The sequence below is a fragment of the Paraliomyxa miuraensis genome, assembly GCF_026337845.1.
In the GTDB taxonomy this organism is placed as follows: domain Bacteria; phylum Myxococcota_A; class Polyangia; order Nannocystales; family Nannocystaceae; genus Paraliomyxa; species Paraliomyxa miuraensis.
Window position 1 is genome coordinate 24916 of record NZ_JAOVZF010000144.1, and the last position, 22070, is coordinate 46985.

A 22070-nucleotide genomic window follows, 5' to 3' on the forward strand; every position below is an offset into this window, starting at 1 on the left:
CGAACGCACGGGGGTGTACTCTGAGCCATGTCCGACGAACGCGAGGCCATCATCGACGGGCTCATCGCCAAGGCGCTCGACGAGCATGGAGACCTGGCGCCACCGTGGGCTCGCCACCCCGACATCCCCAAGGACTCGATCGGCTGGCGCATGGGAGCGGGTGAGGGTTGGCTGATGATGTGGTGGCAGTGGATGGAGCGGCAGCCCACCGATCGCACGTGGCGCCTCGCATACCTCCAGCGTCACGCACCCGCACCGCGTAGCTGGCAGCGCTCGGCGATGTGGGTGCTCGATCCGACGGCCAAGGAAGACTACGACGACCACGAAGACGACGGCGACGAAGACGAGGTGGCCGGCGTGCTCGACGAACGCCAGCGCGCGCTGCTGCACGAGCTCGAGCACGCCGGGGTCGTGGGCGACGACGTGGCGATCCTCGCGTGGCTGCGGCTCGCCGATCCGCCCGGGCCGCCATGGGACGAGCGCCGCACCGTGGCGACCGCGGTCCGCTACGATGCGCGTTCCCTGAGCTTCCTTGCCCGCTGGGCCAGGGACCGCCGAAACGACGGCACGCTCGCGCGGTGGCTCGAGGCCGTGGCCGAGCCATCGCCAGGATGGCGAGCCTTTCGCGACGCGCTGGCCAGCGGCCAGCCTCCCGCGCGGCTTCCCGATGATCCCCGCGAACAGCTGGCGATCCTGCTCGCTGCGTACGGTGAGCCGCCCTCGCCCTGGTCCCGCGGTGAGTCGCCCGAGGCGCTCGAGCTCCAGTTCGAGGACGACACGTCCTTCGCCGGCGCATGGGTCGAGTGGGCGATGGAATCGTTCGACGACAGGACCACGTGGCTGGGCTATCTGAGTCGAGGTCCCGCTGCGCCGCCGGAGTGGGACCAAGCGGTGCGGCGGGAGCTGTCGTGGTTGTTCCGTGCTCCGTGATCCCCCGTGATCCGTGACGCGACTTGCGGTGGATCGATTGCGGCCAGCACGACGCATGCCCGCCAAACGCTCCACGAGTGGTACGCTGACTGCATGGCTGCTACGCTGGCCAAGCAATGGGCACGGTCGAGCTCGATCCTGCGGCACTGCGCAAGCTCGGCAAGGCGCAGTTCGAACGGTTCTGCTGCGACGTGGTGCTGCGCTTCGAGCTGGAACGTAGGCATACTCCACCCTGGGAACACCCCGATGATCCCTCGGGAGAGAACGGGCAGACCGATGGAGGCTGCGACTTCAGCGTCGAGATCCTGCACGAGCCGCGTCTCTCCCTCGCGGAGTTCCTGTATGCCATCACTGCCGACGAGCCCGGACTGACCTGGTATGGCTGCAAGAACACCAAGTCCGACACCAACGCGCGAAAGCTCGTCCTTCGCGATGTCCGGCCCACGAAGAAGAAGCTCGTCGAGATCTGGGACCGAGACGGTGAACCTCCCGCGGATCTCGCCGAACGATGCCTCTCCGACGGCAGGCTCTCCAAGCCGCTCCTCGAGGTTCTCGCGAGTGGTGGCCGCTACTTCGTCCTGTTGGCAGCGTAGGTCCCCAGGAAGTCCGAGTTGCGCAAGGATGTCGCCAACGAGCTCGCCGCGTGGTGCAAGGCGTTGCTCGGCGTGGACGTCGATCTGCGCCAGCGCGTGAAGATCATCGATGCCAACGACCTGGCGCGCTTCATCAACTACCACCAGGTGGCGCTTCCCCGGGACATCGAGCGTGCGCTCGGCATAGAGTCTCCGGAGGGGCTGCTCACGTGGCAGGCATGGCGTGCGCGCTTCCAGAAGGACCGCGACCACCCCCTCGAGTACGAGCTCGACCACGATCGGCAGCAGAAGATCGACCTCATCATCGATCGAACGACACCCGAGCCGGCCATCAAGGAGCGATATGCATGGATCGCGGGCCCTCCCGGAGTGGGCAAGACCAGGCTGGTGCTCCACGCGCTCGAGAACGTGCCAGCACACGAACGCCGCGTGCTGTTCACCGAGGATCCCGTGGCTGCACGGCGGGCGATGAGCTCGTCCTGGTTCGAGCGGTCCGACGACACGATCATCGTGGCGGACGAATGTTCGGATCACGACGCAGAGGTGTTGATCTCCACCTTCATTCAGGACAATGGCGCACGACGCAATGCACTGATCTTGATCGGTCCTCCACCCGAGAGTCTCGAGAAACCACGTGGAGCCCCCGCGCTCCTGTCCCCGCTGCCGTCCAACGCCATTCGCCGGATCCTTCGATCCAGGGTCCCGCTCGATGATTCCACACTCGAGCACCTCGCGAGCCTGGTCGGTGGATACCCCCACTACGCCGTGCTGCTCGCCGGTGGGCTCGGTCCAGAGGATGCCCGTGCCTTGAACGACACTTCCCGGTGGGACGTGGCACAACGAGCCCTCGCCGGCCGACCGAACGATGGCGGGGACGAGGCGTGGCGCCAGCGGGTCGATCGTCGAGCCAAGGCCCTCGTGGCGATTGCGATCGTACCGACGCTTCCCTGGGACGACCTGAGCCCTGCGAAGGAACAGGCGCTGGCACGCGCGCTGATGATCGATTTTCGCACTCTTCGTGATGCGGCCACGGAGTGCGAGAAGCGAGGCATGCTGCGTCACGTCAGGAGCCAGGGGCACCAGTACATCAGCCCCATGGTGCTCGGGGGGATCGTCCTCGAGCACTTCCTGGGCGGAGGTCCGGGCCCGGGAGGGCCGAACCTCGGGCCTCGGATCAAGCGCGAGCTCCCGGAGCACTTCGGAACGCTCTGCAACAGCGCGCGGCGCTACGGGGTCGGTGAGGACGTATGGCGACGCCTCGTGGAGTACGACCTCACGGCACCCGACGAGCACACGTGGGAACGGCTGGACGAGCTGGCCTTCTGGAGCCCGGAATCGACGGCGCAGTCACTCCCGCGGTTGTTCGGTCAGTATGGTCCCGACGAAATCCTCGACTCCGATCTCCGTGACACGGTGTACTTCGCCCTCGTGCATCTCTCTCGCCGTCGCATCGAGCTTCGGTGCCTTGCATCGGTGGAGGACGCAATGTTCGGCCTGGCGCTCTCTGCGTCGCGAAGGCACCGCGACGAGGTACGGCGTGGCGGGGGAGTGAGTCTTCGACAGTTCGTGGATGCATGGGAGGGCTCGTTGTCACCCGATGGCTCCACCCACCAATCGCTTGCCGAGCGTGTGGCAATTCTCGAGCGACGTGGCCACGATGACTCGGCCGAGACCCGGACGGCGGTAGCTCGCGCAACCGCGGCAGCCCTCGATCGTGAGGCACGAGACCACGCCTTCCGGTCTCGAGATCTCGTGGATGGGCCGTGGCCTCGACCTTCGGGTGCCGAGCGCGAGGCCGCCGAGCGCCAGCTCCATCGGCTGCAGGACGTGCTCATCGGCGACGAGGACGAGACGGTCGCCGATGTGGCACGCAGAGGGCTGGCGAGGACGCTACGGACTCGATTGCTTGGCGAGGAGAGCCGGCGGGAGCTGCGAGTCATCGCGGTGCGGGCAAGGAACTGGACGACGAGTCAGAAGCGGGCGCTGCAGCAGGCAATCGATGACCACCGCGAGGTGAGGCGGGTACGCGGAGAACTCCCCGATCGTGGCGTCGAGGAAGCGCTCGTCGACCTCGAGGGGGAGCTCGTGGTCGAAGATCTCGTCGATCGCTTGATGATGCGGGTGGGGCGATGGACACCCGATTCGAGGTCGGACGAGGAGGATCTCGTCGCTCGTACTCGAGAAGGCGATCGGGCGCTCGCGCTGGAATTGCTCGAGTGCCCATCGCGTTGGGACCACGCGCTACGCTGGCTCGAGCAACCAGATGCGCTGCGGAGCGCCGATTTCCTGACCATGCTCGGCATGGCCGACCAGCACGATGGCTTGCTCGAGTCGCTGACGAGTCGGCTGCCGGAAGATCGGGCATCCCGCAATTTCGCCATGTACCTACGAGGGAGGCACGAGCGGTTGGGCGACGAGGCCACCAATGCCTGGATCCACACGGCACTCTCGCGTCCGACCAGTCACCTCGCGATTGCGCGACTGTTGTCGTTGCTTTCAGGGCATGGTGAGCGCATCGAGGCCGCCGTCACCCTCATCGAGGCAGGCACGCTGGATCCAGACGCTCGCGAGCAGCTCGGGCTCACCCCATGGACGAGTCCTGCCGCGGTCTCCCCCCAGGCGCTGCGCGCGGCCGCCCGAAGGGTCTTCGGAAGTGGGGTGCCTGGTCTCGTGGTGGTCCTCGGCGATGCTCTGCTCCGCGCCAACGAATCTTCCCTCGAGGACGATCTCGTCGATGGCTTCGTCGAGGCCCTCCGAGCCGTGGGCTGTTCCCGCTGGTCGATCCAGCACGAGTGGCAGTCTCTGGCCCGCCAGTTGTTCGCGCGGGGACACTCGTCTCTCGTGCTCGCGGCCCTGCTCGATGCCTTGGCCACGGATGACGACGTCTCGACGCGTGTCGTACTCGACATGCTCGAAGAGCTCGTCGAGCACGTTCCAGCGGAGCACTTGTGGCAAGTGCTACGGCCACGTCTCGATAGCGGGCGCCTGGTCACCCGGTTTCACTACCACCGCGGCGAGTTCAAGCCGTTGCTCCACCTACCCGTGGACGAGGCTCTCGCGGCGGCTCGGGATGATCCGTCGATCGCACGAGTGCTGGGGGAGTTGTCACGGCCCTATCGAGATTTCCTCGAGCCGCTGGCAATGCGGCTGATCTCGGAGCTGGGTGCCGATGGCCCCGCCGCTCGAGCCATCGAGGCGCGAGCGGGATCCACCCCCCATGCGGTCCATAGCCTCGGTCATTTCCACTTGAAGCAGGCCGAGCATGCACGTGCGTGGGCGAAGTCCTCGAGCCTCGAGGTCCGTCGGTGGGCGGAGCGCCTGGCCGATCGACTCGCGTCACGGGCCGACGACGAGCTCGCGAGCGAGGCGCTCGAGCGCAAGCTCGGCTGAACCGCGTGCGCTACCCGGGCTTGACCCCGACCGCGAGCACCAGCTGCCCGCCGTGCTCGCGCCGCGACGGCAGCTCGCGACGCTCGTAGCCCTCGGCCAGGCGTTCCAGCGGCAGCCACACCTTGCGCTGGATCTCCGCCCGCGCCACCAGGTTGACCATGCGCCCCTGGAACGTCGGACGCTCGGCGTGGCAGTCCACCACCACTGCACGGCCCCCGGGGCGCAGCAGGCCCCACAGGCGCTCGAACGCCGCCTCCCAGCGCGGAAAGGCGGTCAGCCCAAGGAACACGTGCAGGCGATCGAGCACCACCGGCTCGCCGCGCACCTGCCCGAGCCGCGCGGCATCGACCGCGTGCACGTCGGCCTGGCCCAGGTGCACCTGCGTCCAACCGTTGCGCTCCACCCGGGCCTTCGCTCGCTGCAGCATGCCCTCGCTGAAGTCGAGGCCGATGACCGTGCCCTCGGTGCCCACCCCCGCCGCCAGCCCGTCGAGGCTCTGGCCGGTGCCGCAGGGAAGGTCGAGCACGGTCTGTCCGGGTCGCAGCTCGAGCGCCTCGCAGGCACGGCGGCGGGCGTCGACGTAGAGCGCCTCGAGCGAGCGATCGTAGAAGCGCGAGAAGAAGTCGTACCAACCCATGGCCACGACGATGATACCGTGGGTGGCGGTGAGCGAGACGGTCACGAGCTTCTGTAGGATCTGCGAGGCGCTGTGCGGGCTGGAGCTCGACGTCGAGGACGGACGCGTGGTCCAGATTCGCCCCGACCGCGAGCACGTGGTGACCCGGGGCTACGGGTGCATCAAGGGCCTGCGCCAGCACGAGCTCTACCAGTCGGACGATCGCCTGCGACAGCCGCTGCGGCGCGAGGGCGGAAGGCTGCGACCGGTCGCGTGGGACGAGGCGCTGACCGAGATCGGCCAGCGCGTGCGAGCCATTCGCGGCCGGCATCACCCCGATGCGATCGCGATGTACGTGGGCACGGCGGCGGGCTTTTCGATCCTGCACCCGATCTTCGCCCAGGGCTTCATGCAGGGGATCGGATCGCGCAGCTCGTACTCCTCGGCCACCCAGGATTGCAGCAACAAGTTCGCGGTGGCCACCCTGCTCTACGGCTTTCCGTTCCTGCAGCCGTTCCCCGACATCGATCGCACCCGCTGCCTGGTGGTGGTGGGCGCCAACCCGGCGGTGAGCAAGTGGAGCTTCCTGCAGGTGACCAACCCGGTGCAGCGGCTCAAGGCGATCGAGGCACGCGGCGGCCGGGTGTTCGTGGTCGACCCGCGGCGCACCGAGTCGGCCAAGGCCGCGGGCGAGCACGTGTTCATTCGCCCGGGCACCGACGTGTTCTTCTACCTCGGCTTCCTGCACGAGCTGTGGGCCACCGGCGGGGTCGACGAGGCGCGAGCGCGGGTGCATGCGCATGGGCTCGAGGCGCCGCGCGAGCTGTCGGCCACATGGAGCCCCGAGCGCCAGGCCGAGGTCACCAAGGTCCCCGCCGACGTGCTGCGGCGGATCGTACGGGCCTATCGCGAGGCTTCGACCACCAGCATCGGTGAGGGCGGCGGCGCAGCGCTCTACTGCTCGACCGGAGTGAACATGGGCGGGCAGGGCTCGCTGGCGTTCTGGTTGCAGGAATCGATCAACTTCCTGGCGGGCAACCTCGATCGCCCCGGCGGCACGCTGGTGGGCAAGGGGATCTTCGACTTCCCCGGCTTCGCCAAGCGCCGCGGGCTGCTCGTGAGCCGCGAGCGCTCGCGCGTGGGAGGCCTGCCCGTGGTCAACGATGCGCTGCCGGGCGGAGTGCTGGCCGACGAGATCCTCACCCCGGGCGATCGCCAGGTGCGAGCCCTGTTCGTGACTGGCGGCAACCCGCTGCTGACCATGCCCAACGCGGGGCGGCTGCGACGGGCGCTGCGCGAGCTCGAGCTGTTGGTGGTGCTCGACATCCTGCCCGGCGAGACGGCCAGCGAGGCCGACTTCGTGCTGCCGTGCACCTCGCCGCTCGAGCGGCCCGACCTGCCGTTCCTGTTCCCGCTGTGGCTGGGCATGCAGAGCCGCCCGTATCTGCAGGCCACACGCGCGGTGGCTCGACCCCCGGGGCAGGCGCGCGACGAGGCGACGATCTACCTCGATCTATGCCGGGCGTGCGGCGTCGATCTGTTCGGGTCGAAGGCCGCGCAGCGGCTGCTCGAGGCCGCGAGCTGGATGCGAGGGCGTCTTCGGCCCGAGCTCGGGCGCGGCGTGCCGCAGGAGCAGCTGCTCTCGTCGATGCTGCGAGCCTCGGGCGAGGGCGGGCTGTCGGCGCTGCTTCGGCACCGCCACGGGCGCGCTCGCAAGAGCACCGAGGGGCACGACTTCCTCGGCCAGCGCGTGCTGACCTCCGACGGCAAGGTCGACCTCGCTCCTGCGCCCTTGCTCGAGCTCGCGCGCGAGCTGCCCGCGCAGTTCGAGCGCGAGCGGGCCGCGGCGCACGAGCTGAGGCTCATCACCCGGCGCGCCGTGGGCACCCACAATTCGTGGACCCACAACCATCCCAAGCTGGTCGGCAAGCGCAACACCAACGTGATCTACGTGCACCCCGACGACATGGCGCGGCTGGGGCTGCGGGAGGGCGCGCTGGCCGATGTGAGCACCAACGTGGCAACGATTCGATTGCCGGTGGAGCCGTGCCGCGATCTGATGCCGGGCACGGTGGCGGTGCCCCACGGCTGGGGCCACCAGCGTGCCAAGGGGCTGTCGGTCGCGGCGCAGACCCGTGGCGTCAACGTGAACCTCTTGGCGGCCGACGGCCCGCAGCGCCTCGATCCCGTGTCGGGCATGGCCCACCTGACGGGGATCGACGTGCAGGTCCGGCCCGCCGCCGGACCCAAGGACGAATCGGACTGGTCGGGCATGCCCGCCTCGGAGTGATCCATGGTGTAACCAGCGGGCGACGGACGACGAAACGAACGCGGAGGCAATTCGCATGAGCGAGCGAGTCGTGCAATCGGTGGTCGAGCTGGGGTTTCCCTGGACCACCTTCGATCCCTTCCTCTTCTGCGTGCATCACGACGATGCCTACCCGCGCGGTACCGAGGCCATGGGACCCGATCCCGAGCTCCTGCGCGGACGCAACATCGGGATGGACTTTACGGGGATCGACGGCTGGCGCATGTACCACGGCGACGTGGTGCCCGGCTTTCCTCGGCACCCGCACCGCGGGTTCGAGACGGTCACGCTGGCCCGACGCGGCTACATCGATCACTCCGACTCGCTGGGCGCCACGGCGCGCTTCGGCCATGGCGATGCGCAGTGGATGACGGCGGGCGCGGGCATCGTGCACTCCGAGATGTTCCCGCTGGTGCACCGCGACGCCGACAACCCGGTCGAGCTGTTCCAGATCTGGCTCAATCTTCCCCGCCGCAGCAAGATGGCCAGGCCGTACTTCTCGATGCTGTGGCGCGAGCGGATTCCCCGGCTGCGGCTGGGCGAGGGTGGGAGCAACGGCGTGGAGCTGACGCTGGTGGCCGGATCCATGAATGGCCCGATGGGTGACGAGCGTGCACCCACGCCTCCGCCCGACTCGTGGGCGGCCAGCCCCGAGGCCGAGGTGGCGATCTGGACCATGAAGCTCGCGCCCGGGGCCGCGTGGACGATCCCTCCGGCCAGCGAAGGAGTGCTGCGCACGCTCTACTTCTTCGCGGGCGCCACCCTCGACGTTGGTGACCAGACGGTGCAGGCTCCGCTGGGCGTGCGAGTGCGAGGCGATCGCCCCACCCCGCTACGCAACGGCGAGCTCGAGTCCGAGGTGCTCATGCTGCAAGGCCGCCCGATCGGCGAGCCGGTGGTGCAGCATGGGCCGTTCGTGATGAACAGCCCGGCCGAGATCAACCAGGCGATCATGGACTACCGCCGCACCGAGTTCGGCGGCTGGCCGTGGGGATCCGACGGCCCCGTGCATCCGCGCGAAGACGAACGCTTCGCAGTACACGTGGACGGCCGACGCGAACGGCCGAGCGAGTAGACCTGTCGCGCTCTTTGCGCACAAAGCCAACGGATTCGTTGCCAACAAATTCGTTGGGGTCGGCTTGACAGGGTGCCACGCGCACATCACTGTTCCCAACGGATTCGTTGCCAACGAATCCGTTGGGACTTGCAATGGGACGGAAACTCAAGAGAGAGGTCGGAAACTGGGTTTCTGGCGACCGCTTCTGGGGCCGCGAGTCCGATATCGCGTCATTCACGCAGTTCTTGGACGAGGGCGCGCACGTCCTGTTGATTGCCCCGCGTCGTATGGGGAAAACCAGTCTGATGCGCGAAGTCGCGCGTCGCATCGAGCCACGGTTCACGTGCCTGTTCGTAGACCTCGAGCGTGGCTCGACGGCGGCCGACGCCATCGTCGAGCTCAGTCTGGCCGCTCGTCCCCACGCCAATCTCGGCGAGCGGATCGGGGACGTCTTCCGCAGCATCGGGAGCCGCTTTCACGAGATCCAGGTCGATGAGCTGAAGATCAAGCTCCATGACGCGTTGGCTGGCGACTGGCAGACCAAGGGCGATCGCATGCTCGGTGTGTTGGCCGACCATGACCGCGGCGCCGTGATCTTCATCGATGAGCTGCCGATACTCATCAATCGCTTGCTGCGGACCGAGGGCTCACGGATCACTCCAGCGGGCAGGGCCGCGGCCGATCAGCTCGTGTCGTGGCTTCGCGCGGCCGCTCAGCGCCACCAAGGCCACATTCGCTTCGTCGCGTCCGGGTCGATCGGCTTGGCACCCGTGCTGCGGCAAGCCGGGCTCAGCGCCACGATGAACGGATTCACTCCCTTCGACCTCGATCCCTGGGACTGGGATACGGCTCGAGGATGCCTGCTCGCTCTGGCGAGCAACTACGAGCTGGAACTGCCGGCACCTGCCGTCAGCCGAATCCTGGCTCGCTTGGGGTTCTGCGTGCCCCACCACGTACAAATGTTCTTCTCACACGTGTACGAAGATGCTCGGCGTCGTGGTGCTCTCGTTTGTACCGTGAGTGACGTCGATCGCGTGTACGAGGAACGAATGCTGGGTTCTCGTGGTCATGCCGAGCTCGATCACATGGTGGAGAGATTACGCCTCGTCCTCGATGCCGAGCGCGCCGAGCTCGCGTTCGGGCTGCTGTCCGAGACGGCCGTTGCAGAAGCGCTCACGCCATCCTCCGCGCGCATGATCGTGAAGGAGCCGGCGGTGCTTCGAGAACTGCTGGGCGTGCTGGAGCACGATGGCTATCTCCGTCTCGAGGACGATGGCTATCGCTTCGTATCCGGGCTGGTCGGTGACTGGTGGCGAAAGCGCTTCGGCTTCGAGCACGTCTCGGTCGAGCAGCGGGGGTATGCATGACCCGGCGACCGCTGAGCTACAATCCCGGGCTGCTGAGCGGCGACGAGCTGATCGACGGCTTCATCCTCCGGCACGTCGACCTCGAGCTCATCGTGGAGACCATTCGTGACAACGATGGTCCGTCCAACCAGCACGTCATCGTGACAGGAGCCCGGGGACTGGGGAAGACCACGCTCGTGAACCGGGTGGCCCTCGAGATGAACCGCGATCCACAGCTGCGGCTTCGGTGGACACCCGTTCTATTCGGAGAAGAGTCCTACGAGGTTGGCTCGATTGGAGAGCTATGGCTCAAGGCGCTGCAGCGCCTCGCGGAGATGCTCGGTGACGCTCGCTGGCGCGGGGCGTTCGAAGCCATTCGGGGAGAGAAGGATGAAGAGCGGCTGCGGGAGCGGGCGCTGGGAAGGCTGATCGACTACGCGAAGGAGAGTCGCCGGCGAGTCTTGCTGGTCATCGAGAACATCGACATGCTGCTCCGCGAGCAGATCGCGACCGATAGTGCGTGGACGCTGCGGCACGCACTTCAGCAGCACCCAGAGATCATGCTGCTCGGTACTGCGCTCGACTATGATGATGTCTTCGGGCACCCGGACCTCCCGCTCTATGGGCTCGCACGAGAGCATCGGATGCAGCCGTTGACCTTGGGCGAGACGAGGGAGCTGTGGAATCGCTTCACGGGCGAGGATCGCGGTGAGCGTCCCATGATCCCCATTCATCGGCTCACGGGCGGAAACCCACGGCTGCTCGCCATCGTCGCCTCGTTCTCCACGGGGCGATCGTTCCGCGAGTCGATGAACGAGCTCACTGCACTCATCGACGAGCACACGAGCTACTTCAAGGCAATGGTGGAGGCGCTGCCTCCGGCCGAGCGACGAGTCTACTCGACGCTGGCAGATCTCTGGGCGCCTGCGACCTCCCGGCACGTCGGCGAGCGCTGCCGCATGAACCCGAGCAAGGCGAGCGCTCTGTTGTCTCGCCTGGTTTCGAGGAGGATGGTCGAGGAAGTCGGCAGCGAAGGAAGGGCCAAGCGCTATCAGCTCACCGAGCGCCTCTACAACGTCTACTACTTGCTTCGCAATCGGGGAGGACAGCAGCACGCACGTCTCGAGGGCTTGGTGGAGTTCATGGCGATGTTCTACGAGTCGGACGAGCTCGCAGACATCATGGGCAAGCTGGCCGTCGAGGCGACGACGCTTCCCGAGGGAGAGTGGGGCGAGCACATCGAGACCTATCGGTTGCTGATGGAGAAACTGTCGGATCACCGCCGTGTGCTGTTGGCAACCCCGGATGCGTTCATGATGCGCGTGCTCGAGGCTCGTATCCCGGACCTTGCTGGCGATGGGCCGAAGGCCCTCGATCTCCTGCGGTCGGTCGTCGAGCTCGACGAGCATCCCGAGAAGGACGTAGCGGACCGAGCTCGGAGGGCGCTCGAGGACTTCTTCGGGGCCGACGGCAAGACGGTAGTCACGAAAATGGTCTACGCGCTGGTTCGAAGCGACTTGCTGCAAGACTTGCTGCCCAAGGAGCTACTGCCCGAAGGTCTCGACGCAGGGTCCATGCTGGGATTCGTGGCACGGCTGATTCCGTGGGTGTACGAGCCCCATGAGAGCGTCGCGGTACTCGAGTCCCTCCGTGGCGCCTTTCCCCACGACCGAGACTTGCTCGTAACCTTGACGTTCGCGTTGGGCGCTTGTGGCCGAGTCGACGATGCTCTGGCCCACGCGCGCAGCCTCGTGGAGGCCCGACCCAAGGATGCCGGGGCGTGGGCGCTGCTCGGCCACGTTCTCGAAGCCAAAGGCGAGCTGGCAGATGCAGCCTCTGCCTACAGGAAGTCGCTCGACCAATCGGATGAGCCGAGGTTCAGGCTTCGCTTGGCCGCGATTCTGTCTCGATTCCCCGAGCGCCTCGAGGAGGGCCTCCAGCTCTCGAGGTCGGTGAGCTTCGAAGACGGAGAGTCGCAAGCATGGCTGAGGATTGCACGAGCCGAGCGCGATCCAGAACGTGCTGCGGAGGTCGCCAAGAAGCTCCTGCTCTCGGGAGACATCGCAACGGGCGTGGCAGCCATCGAGGTCCTCGTGCATTCACTCGAGGACCCCGAGACGGCTGGGTTGCTGGTGGACGTGATCGAGAAGCAGCCGGAATCGCCAGGCGCGGCGGTATGCCTGGTGTGGGCGATCGTGGCGGCGGCAGGTGTCGAAGTGGCGGGTGACCACTCGTGGAAGATGTTGTCACTCTTGCTCGAGCATCCACAATGGAAGGAGGATGCCCTCTCGATGGCGGGAGTCTCCCTCGCTGCTCTCTTGGCGCTCGGCCGACGAGATCGTTCACGGACCTTGGCGATGCTCGAAACACTGGATGGCGATGCTCTTGCGGCTCCTCCCGTGGTCGCGGTTCGAATGATCCTCGGCGGCGATGTATCCGACGTACCCCAGGAGATCATGAGCGCCGCTCGGGATCTCGCGTTGGTGCTCGAGCCGAATTGGCTGGAGCCCAGTCCGTGAGCGTGATCGCCCCCACCCGCTCATCGAGTGCAGAGCCGCGCTGATCCATGTTCGTCCACGCCATCCCCAAAGCCCCGTTTCCCACCCGCGAGGGTGCCCTGAAGGCCCGTTGGAATCCGCCCGGCGTTCGAGGCGTAGCATCGGCTCCATGACCTCGCGTGCGCTCTTGCTGATGGCCCTGGTGGTCGGTGGATGCACCAACGTTCCTGCGGCCGAAGACCTCGAGGTGCAGGAGCAACACCAGCCCTGGACGCCGGCCTTCGCCAGCATTCCCGACGCTCGGCCTGCGCCGGAGACACCCCCCCCGACGGTGGCCGACGACGCAGAGGTGGTGCGGCGGGCCGGGCAGCCGTGGATCGAGGTCGGTCGCTACCACGGCAACGCCGACGAAGACTGGTCCGATGACGTGGACAAAGAGTCGTCCGCCCGGTGCCCCTTCGGGGTTCGAGCCTCGGGCTTCCCGGCGGTCGCCATCGAGGGAGACCAGATCGTCGGATCCCTCTCCGAGTGGTCCAGCGCCTCCGACGGAGAAGACGAGATCTTGCGCGTGACCTGGCACGGGGTGGACACAGACTCGGTCGAGCACCGGATGACGGTCTACGACGGAAACAGCGGCTGGAACGACGGGGGCTACCACGAGCACTGCCGCGCGCTATGGGAGCAGGCGAAGACCAACGCCGACCAGATCAACCGCCGCCTCGCGCAGCGCAGCTGGCGGGAGCTGAAGAAGCTCGGGATCCACATCTACGATCCCGGCGAGCACAACTACCTGGAGTGGGAGCACACGGAGATCGTCGATACCCCGGCCGCCGTGCGACCGGCGGAGCTGATGTTCTTGGCCGGACAGGCGATCGTGCGGATTCCGGGGCTCAGGGTGATCGAGCGCACCGAGGTCGACTGGTGGAACGACGGAGACGAAGAGCACTGCGATCGCACGCCTCATCTGCGCGAGGCCTGGGGAGACGTGGAATCGGGGGCGGTCGCGGTGCTCCTGGACCACGAGTCGGGGGCGTGCTTTTGCTACTCCTCCATGAAGATGCATGTGCTGCGGTGGTCGGCGGAGACCTTCGAGGCCGCGGAGCGAGAGGCCGATCCTCGGCCTCGCGAGGACGAGGTCCCCACCGAGGCCGAGGACGAAAGCCCCACCGAGGCCGAGGACGAAGGCCCCACCGAGGCCGATGCCGTCACCGCGGACGAGCCCACCCCATCATCGAGCGCAGCGCCGCACTGATCGCGTTGACTCCGTAGATGAAGACCACGCGCACCGAAGCCGCGAGAGCGAAGAAGCGAAGCCTCGGCTCGCTCGCCAGCGCTCTGCCGCTGTCGCTCTTGCTGGGCTGCGTCAGCAATACCGTGACGCTGCTCGACGATGATGGCGGCAGCTCCGGCTCGAGCGGACCGAGCAGCGGCGGGTCGACGCTCGACCCGGCCACCTCGGGCACCACGATCCCCGAGCCGGCCGACGGCACCAGCACGACCGACGACCTCACGACCGGGGTGCAGCTCATTCCACCGCCCGATGGCGGACCCCTCATCGTGGACTGTGACATCTTCGCCCAGGACTGCCCCGCCGGCTACAAGTGCATGCCGTGGGCCCCCGACGGTGGCTCGTCCTGGAACGGCACCCGCTGCTCTCCGATCGCCGAGGACCCCGCGGGGATCGACGAGCCGTGCATGGTCGAAGGCTCGCCCACCTCGGGCGTCGACGACTGCGAGCTGAGCGCGATGTGCTGGGACGTGGACCCGAAGACCCTCGAGGGCACCTGCATCCCGCTGTGCATCGGCACGGAATCGGATCCCTACTGCGCCGATCCCATGCGGGAGTGCGCCTATGGATCCGACGGCGCGCTCTTCCTATGTCTGCGAACATGCGATCCGCTCGTGCAGGACTGCCCCGCCAGTGAGGCCTGCTATCCGATCCAGGACTCGTGGTCGTGCGCACCCGATGCCTCCGGCGACATGGGGGCCTACGGCGACCCGTGCGAGTTCATCAACGTGTGCGACCCCGGCCTCGTCTGCCTCCTGTCCGAGGCCGTGCCCCCGGGCCAGCCGTGCGAGGATGCGATCGGCTGCTGCACCGAGGTCTGCAATGTCTTCGATCCGCTCGGCGACCTGCAGTGCATGAGCGCCGCCGAGGGCCAGACCTGCCAGCCTTGGTGGGAGGAAGGCTCGGCCCCGCTCGGCTACGACCACGTGGGCGTGTGCGCGCTGCCACTCTAGCCTCGCGGCCCACGAGCAGGAATGGCAGTAATCGAGGTCCAGATAGCCACCCCAGATAGCTATCAAGAGTATGGAAAGGAGTTGACTTTTATTAGTTTGCCATGCAATTCTGGCTCTGATTGGGGCTCGATCCTGCCGGGTTCGTGGACCATGCCATCGATTCGAACACGCTGTTCCTTGGTGGCCCGGGTGGGTCTCTTGCCCTCGATGTTGCTGCTGGGGTGCGTCAGCAACACGATCACGCTGCTCGACGACGATGGCAGCGGTGGATCGGGTGCGGACGGCCCGAGCCCGACGACCACCGATGCCACGCTCGATCCAACGAGCCCGAGCACGACGACCTTCGAGCCGACCGACGACACGGCTGGGCTCGATTCCTCGACCGGCCTCGGCTTCGTTCCACCGCTGGACGGCATGGGTGGGATCTCGTTCGAGTGCAGCATCTTCCAGCAGGACTGCCCGCCCGGCGAGAAGTGCATGCCGTGGGCCAACGACGGGGGCTCGGCCTGGAACGCCACCCGCTGCTCACCGTTGGCCGAGGACCCGGCCGGGGTCGAAGAGCCCTGCATGGTCGAGGGCTCGGGCACCTCGGGAATCGATGACTGCGAGCTGGGGACGATGTGCTGGGACGTCGACCCCGAGACCAACGAGGGCGTCTGCGTGCCGCTGTGCATGGGCTCGGCGTGGAACCCGTTCTGCGCCGACCCGGGCCGCCAATGCGCCATCGCCAGCGATGGCGCGGTGGCCCTGTGCCTGCCGATATGCGATCCCATCGCCCAGGACTGCCCCGATGGCCAGGCGTGCTATCCGATCCAGGACTCGTGGTCGTGTGCGCCCGATGCCTCGGGTGACATGGGGGTCTACGGCGACCCCTGCGAGTTCATCAACGTGTGCGACTCCGGGCTCGTCTGCCTGGGCTCGAGTGCGGCCGCACCCGGTCTGCCCTGCGAAGGCGCGGCCGGATGCTGCCTCGAGATCTGCGCCGTCTCGCTCGGTGATGCCCAATGCACGGGCATCGCCGGGGGCGAGATCTGCCAGCCGTGGTACGAGGAAGGATCCGCCCCGATCGGTTTCGACGACGTGGGCGTGTGCGCGTTGCCTGCATGAAGGAGACGATGATGATGACGTCGAGCCCTCATTGCAGCTCGCCCGCCCGCCCGGCGATACGCAGTGCACGGGCGCGGCCGAGGGGCAGGTTTGCGAGCCGTGGTATGGCGCGTCTGTTCCCTACCCTGAGGAGAGTCATGTCGGACGAAGCGCGAAGAGCGACGACTTGGTGGAGGCTGGCCTTGGTCGGATGCACGGTCCTGCCGACGTCGCTCTCGTGCGTGGAAAACACGATCTCGCTGCTCGACGATGACGGCGGCAGTAGCTCGACCGGAGACGGTCCGACCACGGCCACCACCACGCTCCCCGATCCGACGAGCCCGAGCACCACACTCCCCGATCCGGCCGATGACACCACGCCCGATCCGGACTCGGCGGGCTTCCAGTTCATACCCACTCCCGAGGGCGGGAGCTGGCTCGAGTGCGACCTGTATGCGCAAGACTGCCCTCCGGGTGAGAAGTGCATGCCCTGGGCCAACGACGGGGGGCCATTCTGGAACGCCACTCGCTGCTCGCCGATCGCCGAGGATCCCGGGGCGCCCGGCGACCCGTGCATGGTGGAGGGCTCGGGCGTGTCGGGCATCGACGATTGCGAGCTGGGCTCGATGTGCTGGAACGTGGATCCCGAGACCAACGAGGGCTCCTGCGTGGCGCTGTGCTCCGGCTCGGTGAGCAACCCCTACTGCGAGGATCCCGGTACTTACTGTGCCATCAGTGCCGATGAGTTCTTCGAATTGTGCCTGCCCCAGTGCCAGCCAGTCGAGCAAGACTGCCCCGATGGCCAGGCGTGCTATCCGATCCAGGATCGCTGGTCGTGTGCGCCCGATGCCTCGGGTGACATGGGGGCCTACGGCGATCCGTGCGAGTTCATCAACGTGTGCGACCCCGGGCTCGTCTGCCTGAGCACCGAGGCGGCCCCGCCCGGCCTACCCTGCGAGGGCGCGTTCGGATGCTGCCTCGAGGTCTGCGCGCTCTCACTGGGCGATGCGCAGTGCTCGGGCGTCGCCGAGGGCGAGATCTGTCAGCCGTGGTACGAAGAGGAGGCGACCCCGTTCGGCTACGACGACGTGGGAGTGTGCGCGCTGGCATCCTGAACGAGAGACGATGGTGGTGATGATGACGTCGACCCCTCCTTGCTGGCTCACCTCCGCCCTGGTGTCGGTGGCCGTGACGGGGTGCGGGCCATCCGTCGCCGGTCACGACCCGGTCGCCTCGGGCACGGGCTCGACCACCGCTGCCACATCGGGCTCGGGCGGCTCGGTGTCCTCGGCGGCGCCCAGCGGGAGCGACTCGATCACCACCGGCGACGCGACCGCCTCCGTCGACTCGACCGGCAACCCATTCGTCGTCCCTCCCGACCACACCGTCCACCCCCAGCAGTGCGACCTGTTCGCGCAAGACTGCCCCCGCGGAGAGAAGTGCACCCCATGGGCCGACGACGGCGGCCCGTACTGGAATTCGACCCGGTGCGTCCCCGTGGTCGCCGATCCGGCGGGAACCGGCGAGCCGTGCCACGTGGAGAGCTCGCCCACCTCGGGCCTCGACGACTGCGACCGCGGAGCGATGTGCTTTGGAGCGGATCCCCGTACGCTGGAGGGGATCTGCACGCCCTTGTGCATCGATCCGAGAGACCCACACTGCGAGGATCCGGACCGGTACTGTCCCATCGCGGGCGATGGCGTCCTCTTGTTGTGCCTCGAGACGTGCGATCCGCTGCAGCGCGAGTGCCCGCCCGCCTGGGCGTGCCATCCGGTGCACGAGCAGTGGGTGTGCGTCGCCGATGGTTCGGGCGACATGGGTGCCTACGGCGATCCCTGCGAATTCATCAACGCGTGTGACCCCGGGCTCGTGTGCCTGGACTCGGCCTCGGTTCCACCCGGGCTGCCCTGCCGGGGAGCGCCCGGTTGCTGTACCGAGGTCTGCGACATCACCGATCCGCTCGGCGACCAGCAATGTACGGGCTGGGCCGAGGGGCAGATCTGCCAGTCATGGTACGGCGGGGGCGAGGCCCCGATGGGGCTCGAGAACGTGGGCGTCTGCGCGCTGCCGCCTTGATCCCACGGGCGCGGGGCTGCTGGAGCGGAGAGCGCCCGGGGCGGGCATCGATGCGGTGGAGCTGCTAAGGATCCACCCATGCGCCTGGTCTGCGTCGCCGACACGCATCGCTACGAGTCAACGCTGAACGTCCCCGACGGGGACGTGCTGATCCACGCGGGCGACATGCTCGACTACGGTACGCTCGAGGAGCTCGAGCCGGTGGCAGAGTGGCTCGGCACCTTGCCCCACCGTCACAAGGTGGTGATCGCGGGCAACCACGACTGGTGCTTCGCTCGCACGGCGGTGCCCGCACGCAACCTGCTGCAGCATGAGGCGGGTGCGATCTACCTGCAGGACGACGAGATCACGATCGATGGCGTGCGGTTCTACGGGAGCCCCTGGCAGCCGGAGTTCTGCAACTGGGCGTTCAACCTGCCGCGCGGCGAGGCGCTGGCGGCGATGTGGGCCAAGATCCCCGCGGGGGTCGACGTGCTGGTGACCCACGGGCCTCCGCGGGGCTATGGCGATCGGGTGCACCGCGGCTTGGAGGGGTGCGACGACCTGCTCGAAGCCATCGATCGGGTGCGGCCGGCCGTGCACGTGTTCGGGCACATCCACGAGGACGGCGGGCTGTGGCAGCGGGGACCGACCACCATCGCCAACGTGACCACGTGGATGTGCGAGCGGGCGCCGACCGTGATCGACTACGAGCCCGCGACGCGCACGGTGACGCCAATCCAGGTGCCTCCACGAGAGATCGACCCGTAGCGAGCCCTGGCGGCGTGCACGGGCCGGGCTCAGCGCCGTCGTTCGAGCCAGGCCTGGATCTCGTCGAGCTCCGCGCGAGCGGCCTCGCCCTGCTCGACGAATCGATCCCGGGCTCGGGTCGCCAGCTCCCGCGCCCGCTGCTGCTGCTCGCGCGAGTCTCCCAGGCAGCGCGCGAGCAGGAACCACCCGCGCGGCTCGAAGTAGGCCCGCGCTTGCTCGCCCAAGGTCTCGGTCCGGCGTGCGGCGGCTTCGGCGTGCTCGAGTGCGGCGGTGCGCTCGCCCACGGCCAGCTCGGCCCTGGCCAGCGACCAGAGCGCATCGACCACCACCACGGGCGACGCACCGGGTTCGGCCTCGAGGGTGCGCACGCTCGCCCGAAGTGCATGCACGGCTTCGCCCTGGCGGCCCAGCGCGTCGAGCTCGGTCCCGATGCGCAGCTCGAGCGTGGCCATCCCCACGGGGTCGTGGCCGTCGAGCCGCTCGCGGGCTCGTCGGAGCTCGCCGAGCGCGGTCTCGTGGTCGCCCCTGGTGGAGAGCGCATAGGCGAGCGAATGCACCTCGAGCAGCCAGTCGTTGCGATCGATCGAGTCGAGGGTCGACCCCGGCCGGGGCTCGAGGGCCTCCACGGCGCGGCGATGGGCCGCGATGGCCTCGTCGGGTCGGCCGAGCTGGTCGAGCGCGGTGGCCACGTTCATCAGCCCCCGCGTCTTCTCGTAGCGCTGCACGCCGTCGCCCAGCGCAGCGCGCTCGAGCAGGACCACCGCGTCCTCGTAGCGTTGCTCGAGCATGGCGATCTCCCCGTGGACCCAGTCCACGCGCGAGGGATCGACGGGCTCGGGGGAGCGCTCGACGAGCTCGAGATAGTCGTACAGAGGACGGGTGGCCTGCGAGGAGTCGCCCCGCAGACGGTGGATCGAGCTGAGGTTGAGCAGCGTGCTCCAGCTCGCCTCGGGGTCGTTGGGGGCCGATTCCCGGAGGATGCCGAACGCTTGCTCGAAGGCGTCGAGCGCCTCGGCGTCGCTCGACTCGGCCATCAGCATCAAGCCGAGGTTGGTGAGGGCGCGGGCCACCTGTGGGTGCTTGGGCCCCAGCTCGTCTCGCCACGAGGCCAGGGCCTGGTCGAGGTAGGGGCGGCCCTCCGCGAACCGACCCAGCAGCGCCAGACAGGTGCCGAGCTCGAACGAAGACCTCGCGCCGGGCTCGCCGTGCTCGCGCTGGAGCGCGAGCGCCTGCCGGTGCAGCGCGAGCGACTCCTCGAGCTTGCCCGCGCCGCGCTGGGCCCGACCCCATGCGTCGTAGAAGCGGCTGGTCAGCAGGGGATCGTCCAGTCGCTCGAGCTCGACACGGGCGTGACGAGCCCAGCGGCTGGCATCGTCGATCCGGTCGCTTCGCTTGCCCAGCAGCTCGAGCATGGCCAGTGCGGCCTCGGCCGCGAGGCGGTCGCGTCCCAGGTGCTTGGCCTCGAGGTGGGCCTGCTCGAGCAGCTCGGCGGCGCCCGTGACGTCGCCGAGCCGCTGCTTCAGCGAGCCCGCGCGACGCTTGGCCTCGGCCAGCAGCAGGAGATCACGCTCGCGCTCGGCCCGGGCGAGCAGCAGCTCCACCTGGGCGCTGGCCTCCTCGAAGCGGCCGGCGTGCTCGTAGGCATCGACTCGATCGAGCTCGTCGGCCCAGGGAGGCTCGTGCGGGGGCGCGGCTTCGGCGGGCTCGTCGAGCGCCGCGCGGCAGCGGTCGACCGACGGGAGCGTGCCGACCATCGCGACCGCGTGCTCGACCAGGCCTTCGCTGGGCTCGGCCAGCAGCTGCAGGCGCGTACGCACGCCGTCGGCCAGCCGGGCCAGGCACAGGGAGGCAGGGACCGAGCGCGGAGGATCGGAGCACGTGGCGTGGTGGACCTGCCACCAGTCGTCGGCGTAGGACTGCATGCGCGCGTCCACGCGCGACCAGGTGTCCGCGTAGGTGTCGGCATGGCTCTGGCGCCCCGCCTCGAGCCAGGCGCTGCGCAGACGCTCGCGGGCGCTACGCCCCCACGCCTCTGCCATGATGGCCGCCGCCTCCTCGCAGCGATCGGGGGCGCCCGCGCCCGGGGACCAGTCGAGCGCCCACGGAACCGCCGCCAGCACCCCCACCGCGAGCGCGGCCAACCAGGGCCATGGCCCGCGGGGCTCGAGCGCACGCCGGAGCTCGGACAGCAGCGCATCCATCGAGGGCCAGCGCTCCTGCGGCCGCACGGCCAGCCCGCGCAAGATCGCCGCGGTCAGTCGCTGGGATACCCGTCGGTCGGCGGGCGGAGGGACCACCGTACCCTCGAGCACGTTGAACGGCAGCATCGACCAGGCCTCGTCGACCACGAAGGGATGCTGGCCGAACAGGGCCTCGTAGAGCGCGACGCAGAAGCTGAATTGGTCGCTTCGGGGATCCACGGGAAGGTGGGCGAGCTGCTCGGGCGACATGTACGCGGGAGTGCCCACGATCGCCCCGGTCTTGGTGAGCGACTCGCCGCTGCCGGTCGGGAGCACCGCGGGAGCCGAGCCGTCGCCCGATGCGGGCGCCCGGCGCTCGTCGGCATCGACCTCTCGCACGAGGCCGAAGTCGACCACGCGAACGCGTCCGTCGTTGCCCACGAGCACGTTGCCGGGCTTGAAGTCGCGGTGGACCAGGCCCTGGGCGTGCGCGGCGGCCAGGCCTTCGCCGGCCTGGATGAAGACCGGAACGAGCTCGGCGGGGGTGCGGCGCCGCAAGCGGAGCCAGCGATCGAGCGAGCTGCCGTCGATCAGCTCCATGACCACGTAGGCGTGCGGGGGCTCGCTCGCGTCCGGGTCGTGGTGCTCGCCGATCTCGAACACCTCGACCACGTTGGGGTGGCTGAGCCGAGCGAGAGCCCGGGCCTCGCGTCGCAGCCGCTCGCGATCGACCTCGGCGTCACCCACCAACACGAGCTTGAGCGCCACCGCTCGACCCACGCGCTCGTCGAGGGCCTGGTAGACCACACCCATGCCGCCCGCGCCGAGGCGCCGCTCGATGCGGTAGCGGCCGATTCGTTCGGGCATCCGGTCCGCGATCCGGTCGGCCCGCGAGGGCCTCACCACCGGCCGCGTGCGGGTGCGAGTGGCCTGTACCCGCCGCACGTCGACCGTGTCATCGCCCGGGAGCACGGCATCGGCCGAGGAGCCCATCGGGCA

At 68.3% G+C, this 22070-nt stretch carries 15 protein-coding genes; 13 read left to right on the forward strand and 2 right to left on the reverse strand.

Annotation, left to right across the window (positions count from 1 at the left end; all coding sequences use genetic code 11):
- Positions 1-27: 27 nt before the first annotated feature.
- The 3 genes from OEB96_RS10920 to OEB96_RS10930 all read left to right on the forward strand — a co-directional run bounded on the left by OEB96_RS10920 (position 28) and on the right by OEB96_RS10930 (position 4913).
- A complete protein-coding gene (locus OEB96_RS10920; protein ID WP_266215492.1) occupies positions 28-930 on the forward strand; it encodes a hypothetical protein in 903 nt (300 codons plus the stop codon).
- Positions 931-1046: 116 nt separating this feature from the next.
- A complete protein-coding gene (locus tag OEB96_RS10925) occupies positions 1047-1523 on the forward strand; it encodes a hypothetical protein (protein WP_266215494.1) in 477 nt (158 codons plus the stop codon).
- 18 nt (positions 1524-1541) lie between these two features.
- A complete protein-coding gene (locus OEB96_RS10930) occupies positions 1542-4913 on the forward strand; it encodes a P-loop NTPase family protein (RefSeq protein WP_266215495.1) in 3372 nt (1123 codons plus the stop codon).
- 10 nt (positions 4914-4923) lie between these two features.
- Here OEB96_RS10930 and OEB96_RS10935 read toward each other — a convergent pair whose 3' ends face one another.
- On the reverse strand, positions 4924-5550 hold the full coding sequence (locus tag OEB96_RS10935) for a class I SAM-dependent methyltransferase (protein WP_266215497.1): 627 nt from the start codon (positions 5548-5550) through the stop codon (positions 4924-4926).
- Between OEB96_RS10935 and OEB96_RS10940 the strand changes: the two genes are divergently transcribed.
- The 10 genes from OEB96_RS10940 to OEB96_RS10985 all read left to right on the forward strand — a co-directional run bounded on the left by OEB96_RS10940 (position 5549) and on the right by OEB96_RS10985 (position 18891).
- On the forward strand, positions 5549-7819 hold the full coding sequence (locus OEB96_RS10940; protein WP_266215498.1) for a molybdopterin-containing oxidoreductase family protein: 2271 nt from the start codon (positions 5549-5551) through the stop codon (positions 7817-7819). The two genes, OEB96_RS10935 and OEB96_RS10940, sit on opposite strands and share 2 nt — an antisense overlap.
- Before the next feature lie 55 nt (positions 7820-7874).
- Positions 7875-8912: a pirin family protein gene (locus OEB96_RS10945; protein WP_266215499.1), complete on the forward strand. Its 1038-nt coding sequence runs from the start codon at positions 7875-7877 to the stop codon at positions 8910-8912.
- Positions 8913-9034: 122 nt separating this feature from the next.
- Positions 9035-10261, forward strand: coding sequence for an ATP-binding protein (locus OEB96_RS10950; RefSeq protein ID WP_266215500.1), 1227 nt, complete (start codon positions 9035-9037; stop codon positions 10259-10261).
- Positions 10258-12759, forward strand: a complete 2502-nt coding sequence (locus tag OEB96_RS10955; RefSeq protein WP_266215501.1) for an AAA family ATPase — start codon at positions 10258-10260, stop codon at positions 12757-12759. Before OEB96_RS10950 ends, OEB96_RS10955 begins: the two co-directional genes overlap by 4 nt.
- Positions 12760-12907: 148 nt before the next feature.
- Positions 12908-13990, forward strand: a complete 1083-nt coding sequence (locus OEB96_RS10960) for a hypothetical protein (protein ID WP_266215502.1) — start codon at positions 12908-12910, stop codon at positions 13988-13990.
- 17 nt (positions 13991-14007) lie between these two features.
- Entirely contained in the window at positions 14008-14979 is a 972-nt protein-coding gene (locus tag OEB96_RS10965) for a hypothetical protein (protein WP_266215503.1), read from the forward strand.
- A gap of 180 nt (positions 14980-15159) precedes the next feature.
- On the forward strand, positions 15160-16086 hold the full coding sequence (locus OEB96_RS10970; RefSeq protein WP_266215504.1) for a ribulose phosphate epimerase: 927 nt from the start codon (positions 15160-15162) through the stop codon (positions 16084-16086).
- A 221-nt stretch (positions 16087-16307) separates the two neighbouring features.
- Positions 16308-17180 (forward strand): ribulose phosphate epimerase, encoded by an 873-nt coding sequence (locus tag OEB96_RS10975; RefSeq protein WP_266215505.1) that lies wholly within the window; start codon positions 16308-16310, stop codon positions 17178-17180.
- A gap of 19 nt (positions 17181-17199) precedes the next feature.
- A complete protein-coding gene (locus OEB96_RS10980) occupies positions 17200-18141 on the forward strand; it encodes a hypothetical protein (RefSeq protein WP_266215506.1) in 942 nt (313 codons plus the stop codon).
- A gap of 78 nt (positions 18142-18219) precedes the next feature.
- Complete coding sequence (locus OEB96_RS10985; protein WP_266215507.1) at positions 18220-18891, forward strand: metallophosphatase domain-containing protein; 672 nt, start codon at positions 18220-18222, stop codon at positions 18889-18891.
- A gap of 29 nt (positions 18892-18920) precedes the next feature.
- On the opposite strand, the gene OEB96_RS10990 is transcribed toward OEB96_RS10985, so the two are convergent.
- The gene (locus OEB96_RS10990) at positions 18921-22064 is read right to left on the reverse strand and encodes a serine/threonine-protein kinase (RefSeq protein WP_266215509.1); all 3144 of its coding nucleotides are present in this window, start codon (positions 22062-22064) and stop codon (positions 18921-18923) included.
- Positions 22065-22070: the final 6 nt, after the last annotated feature.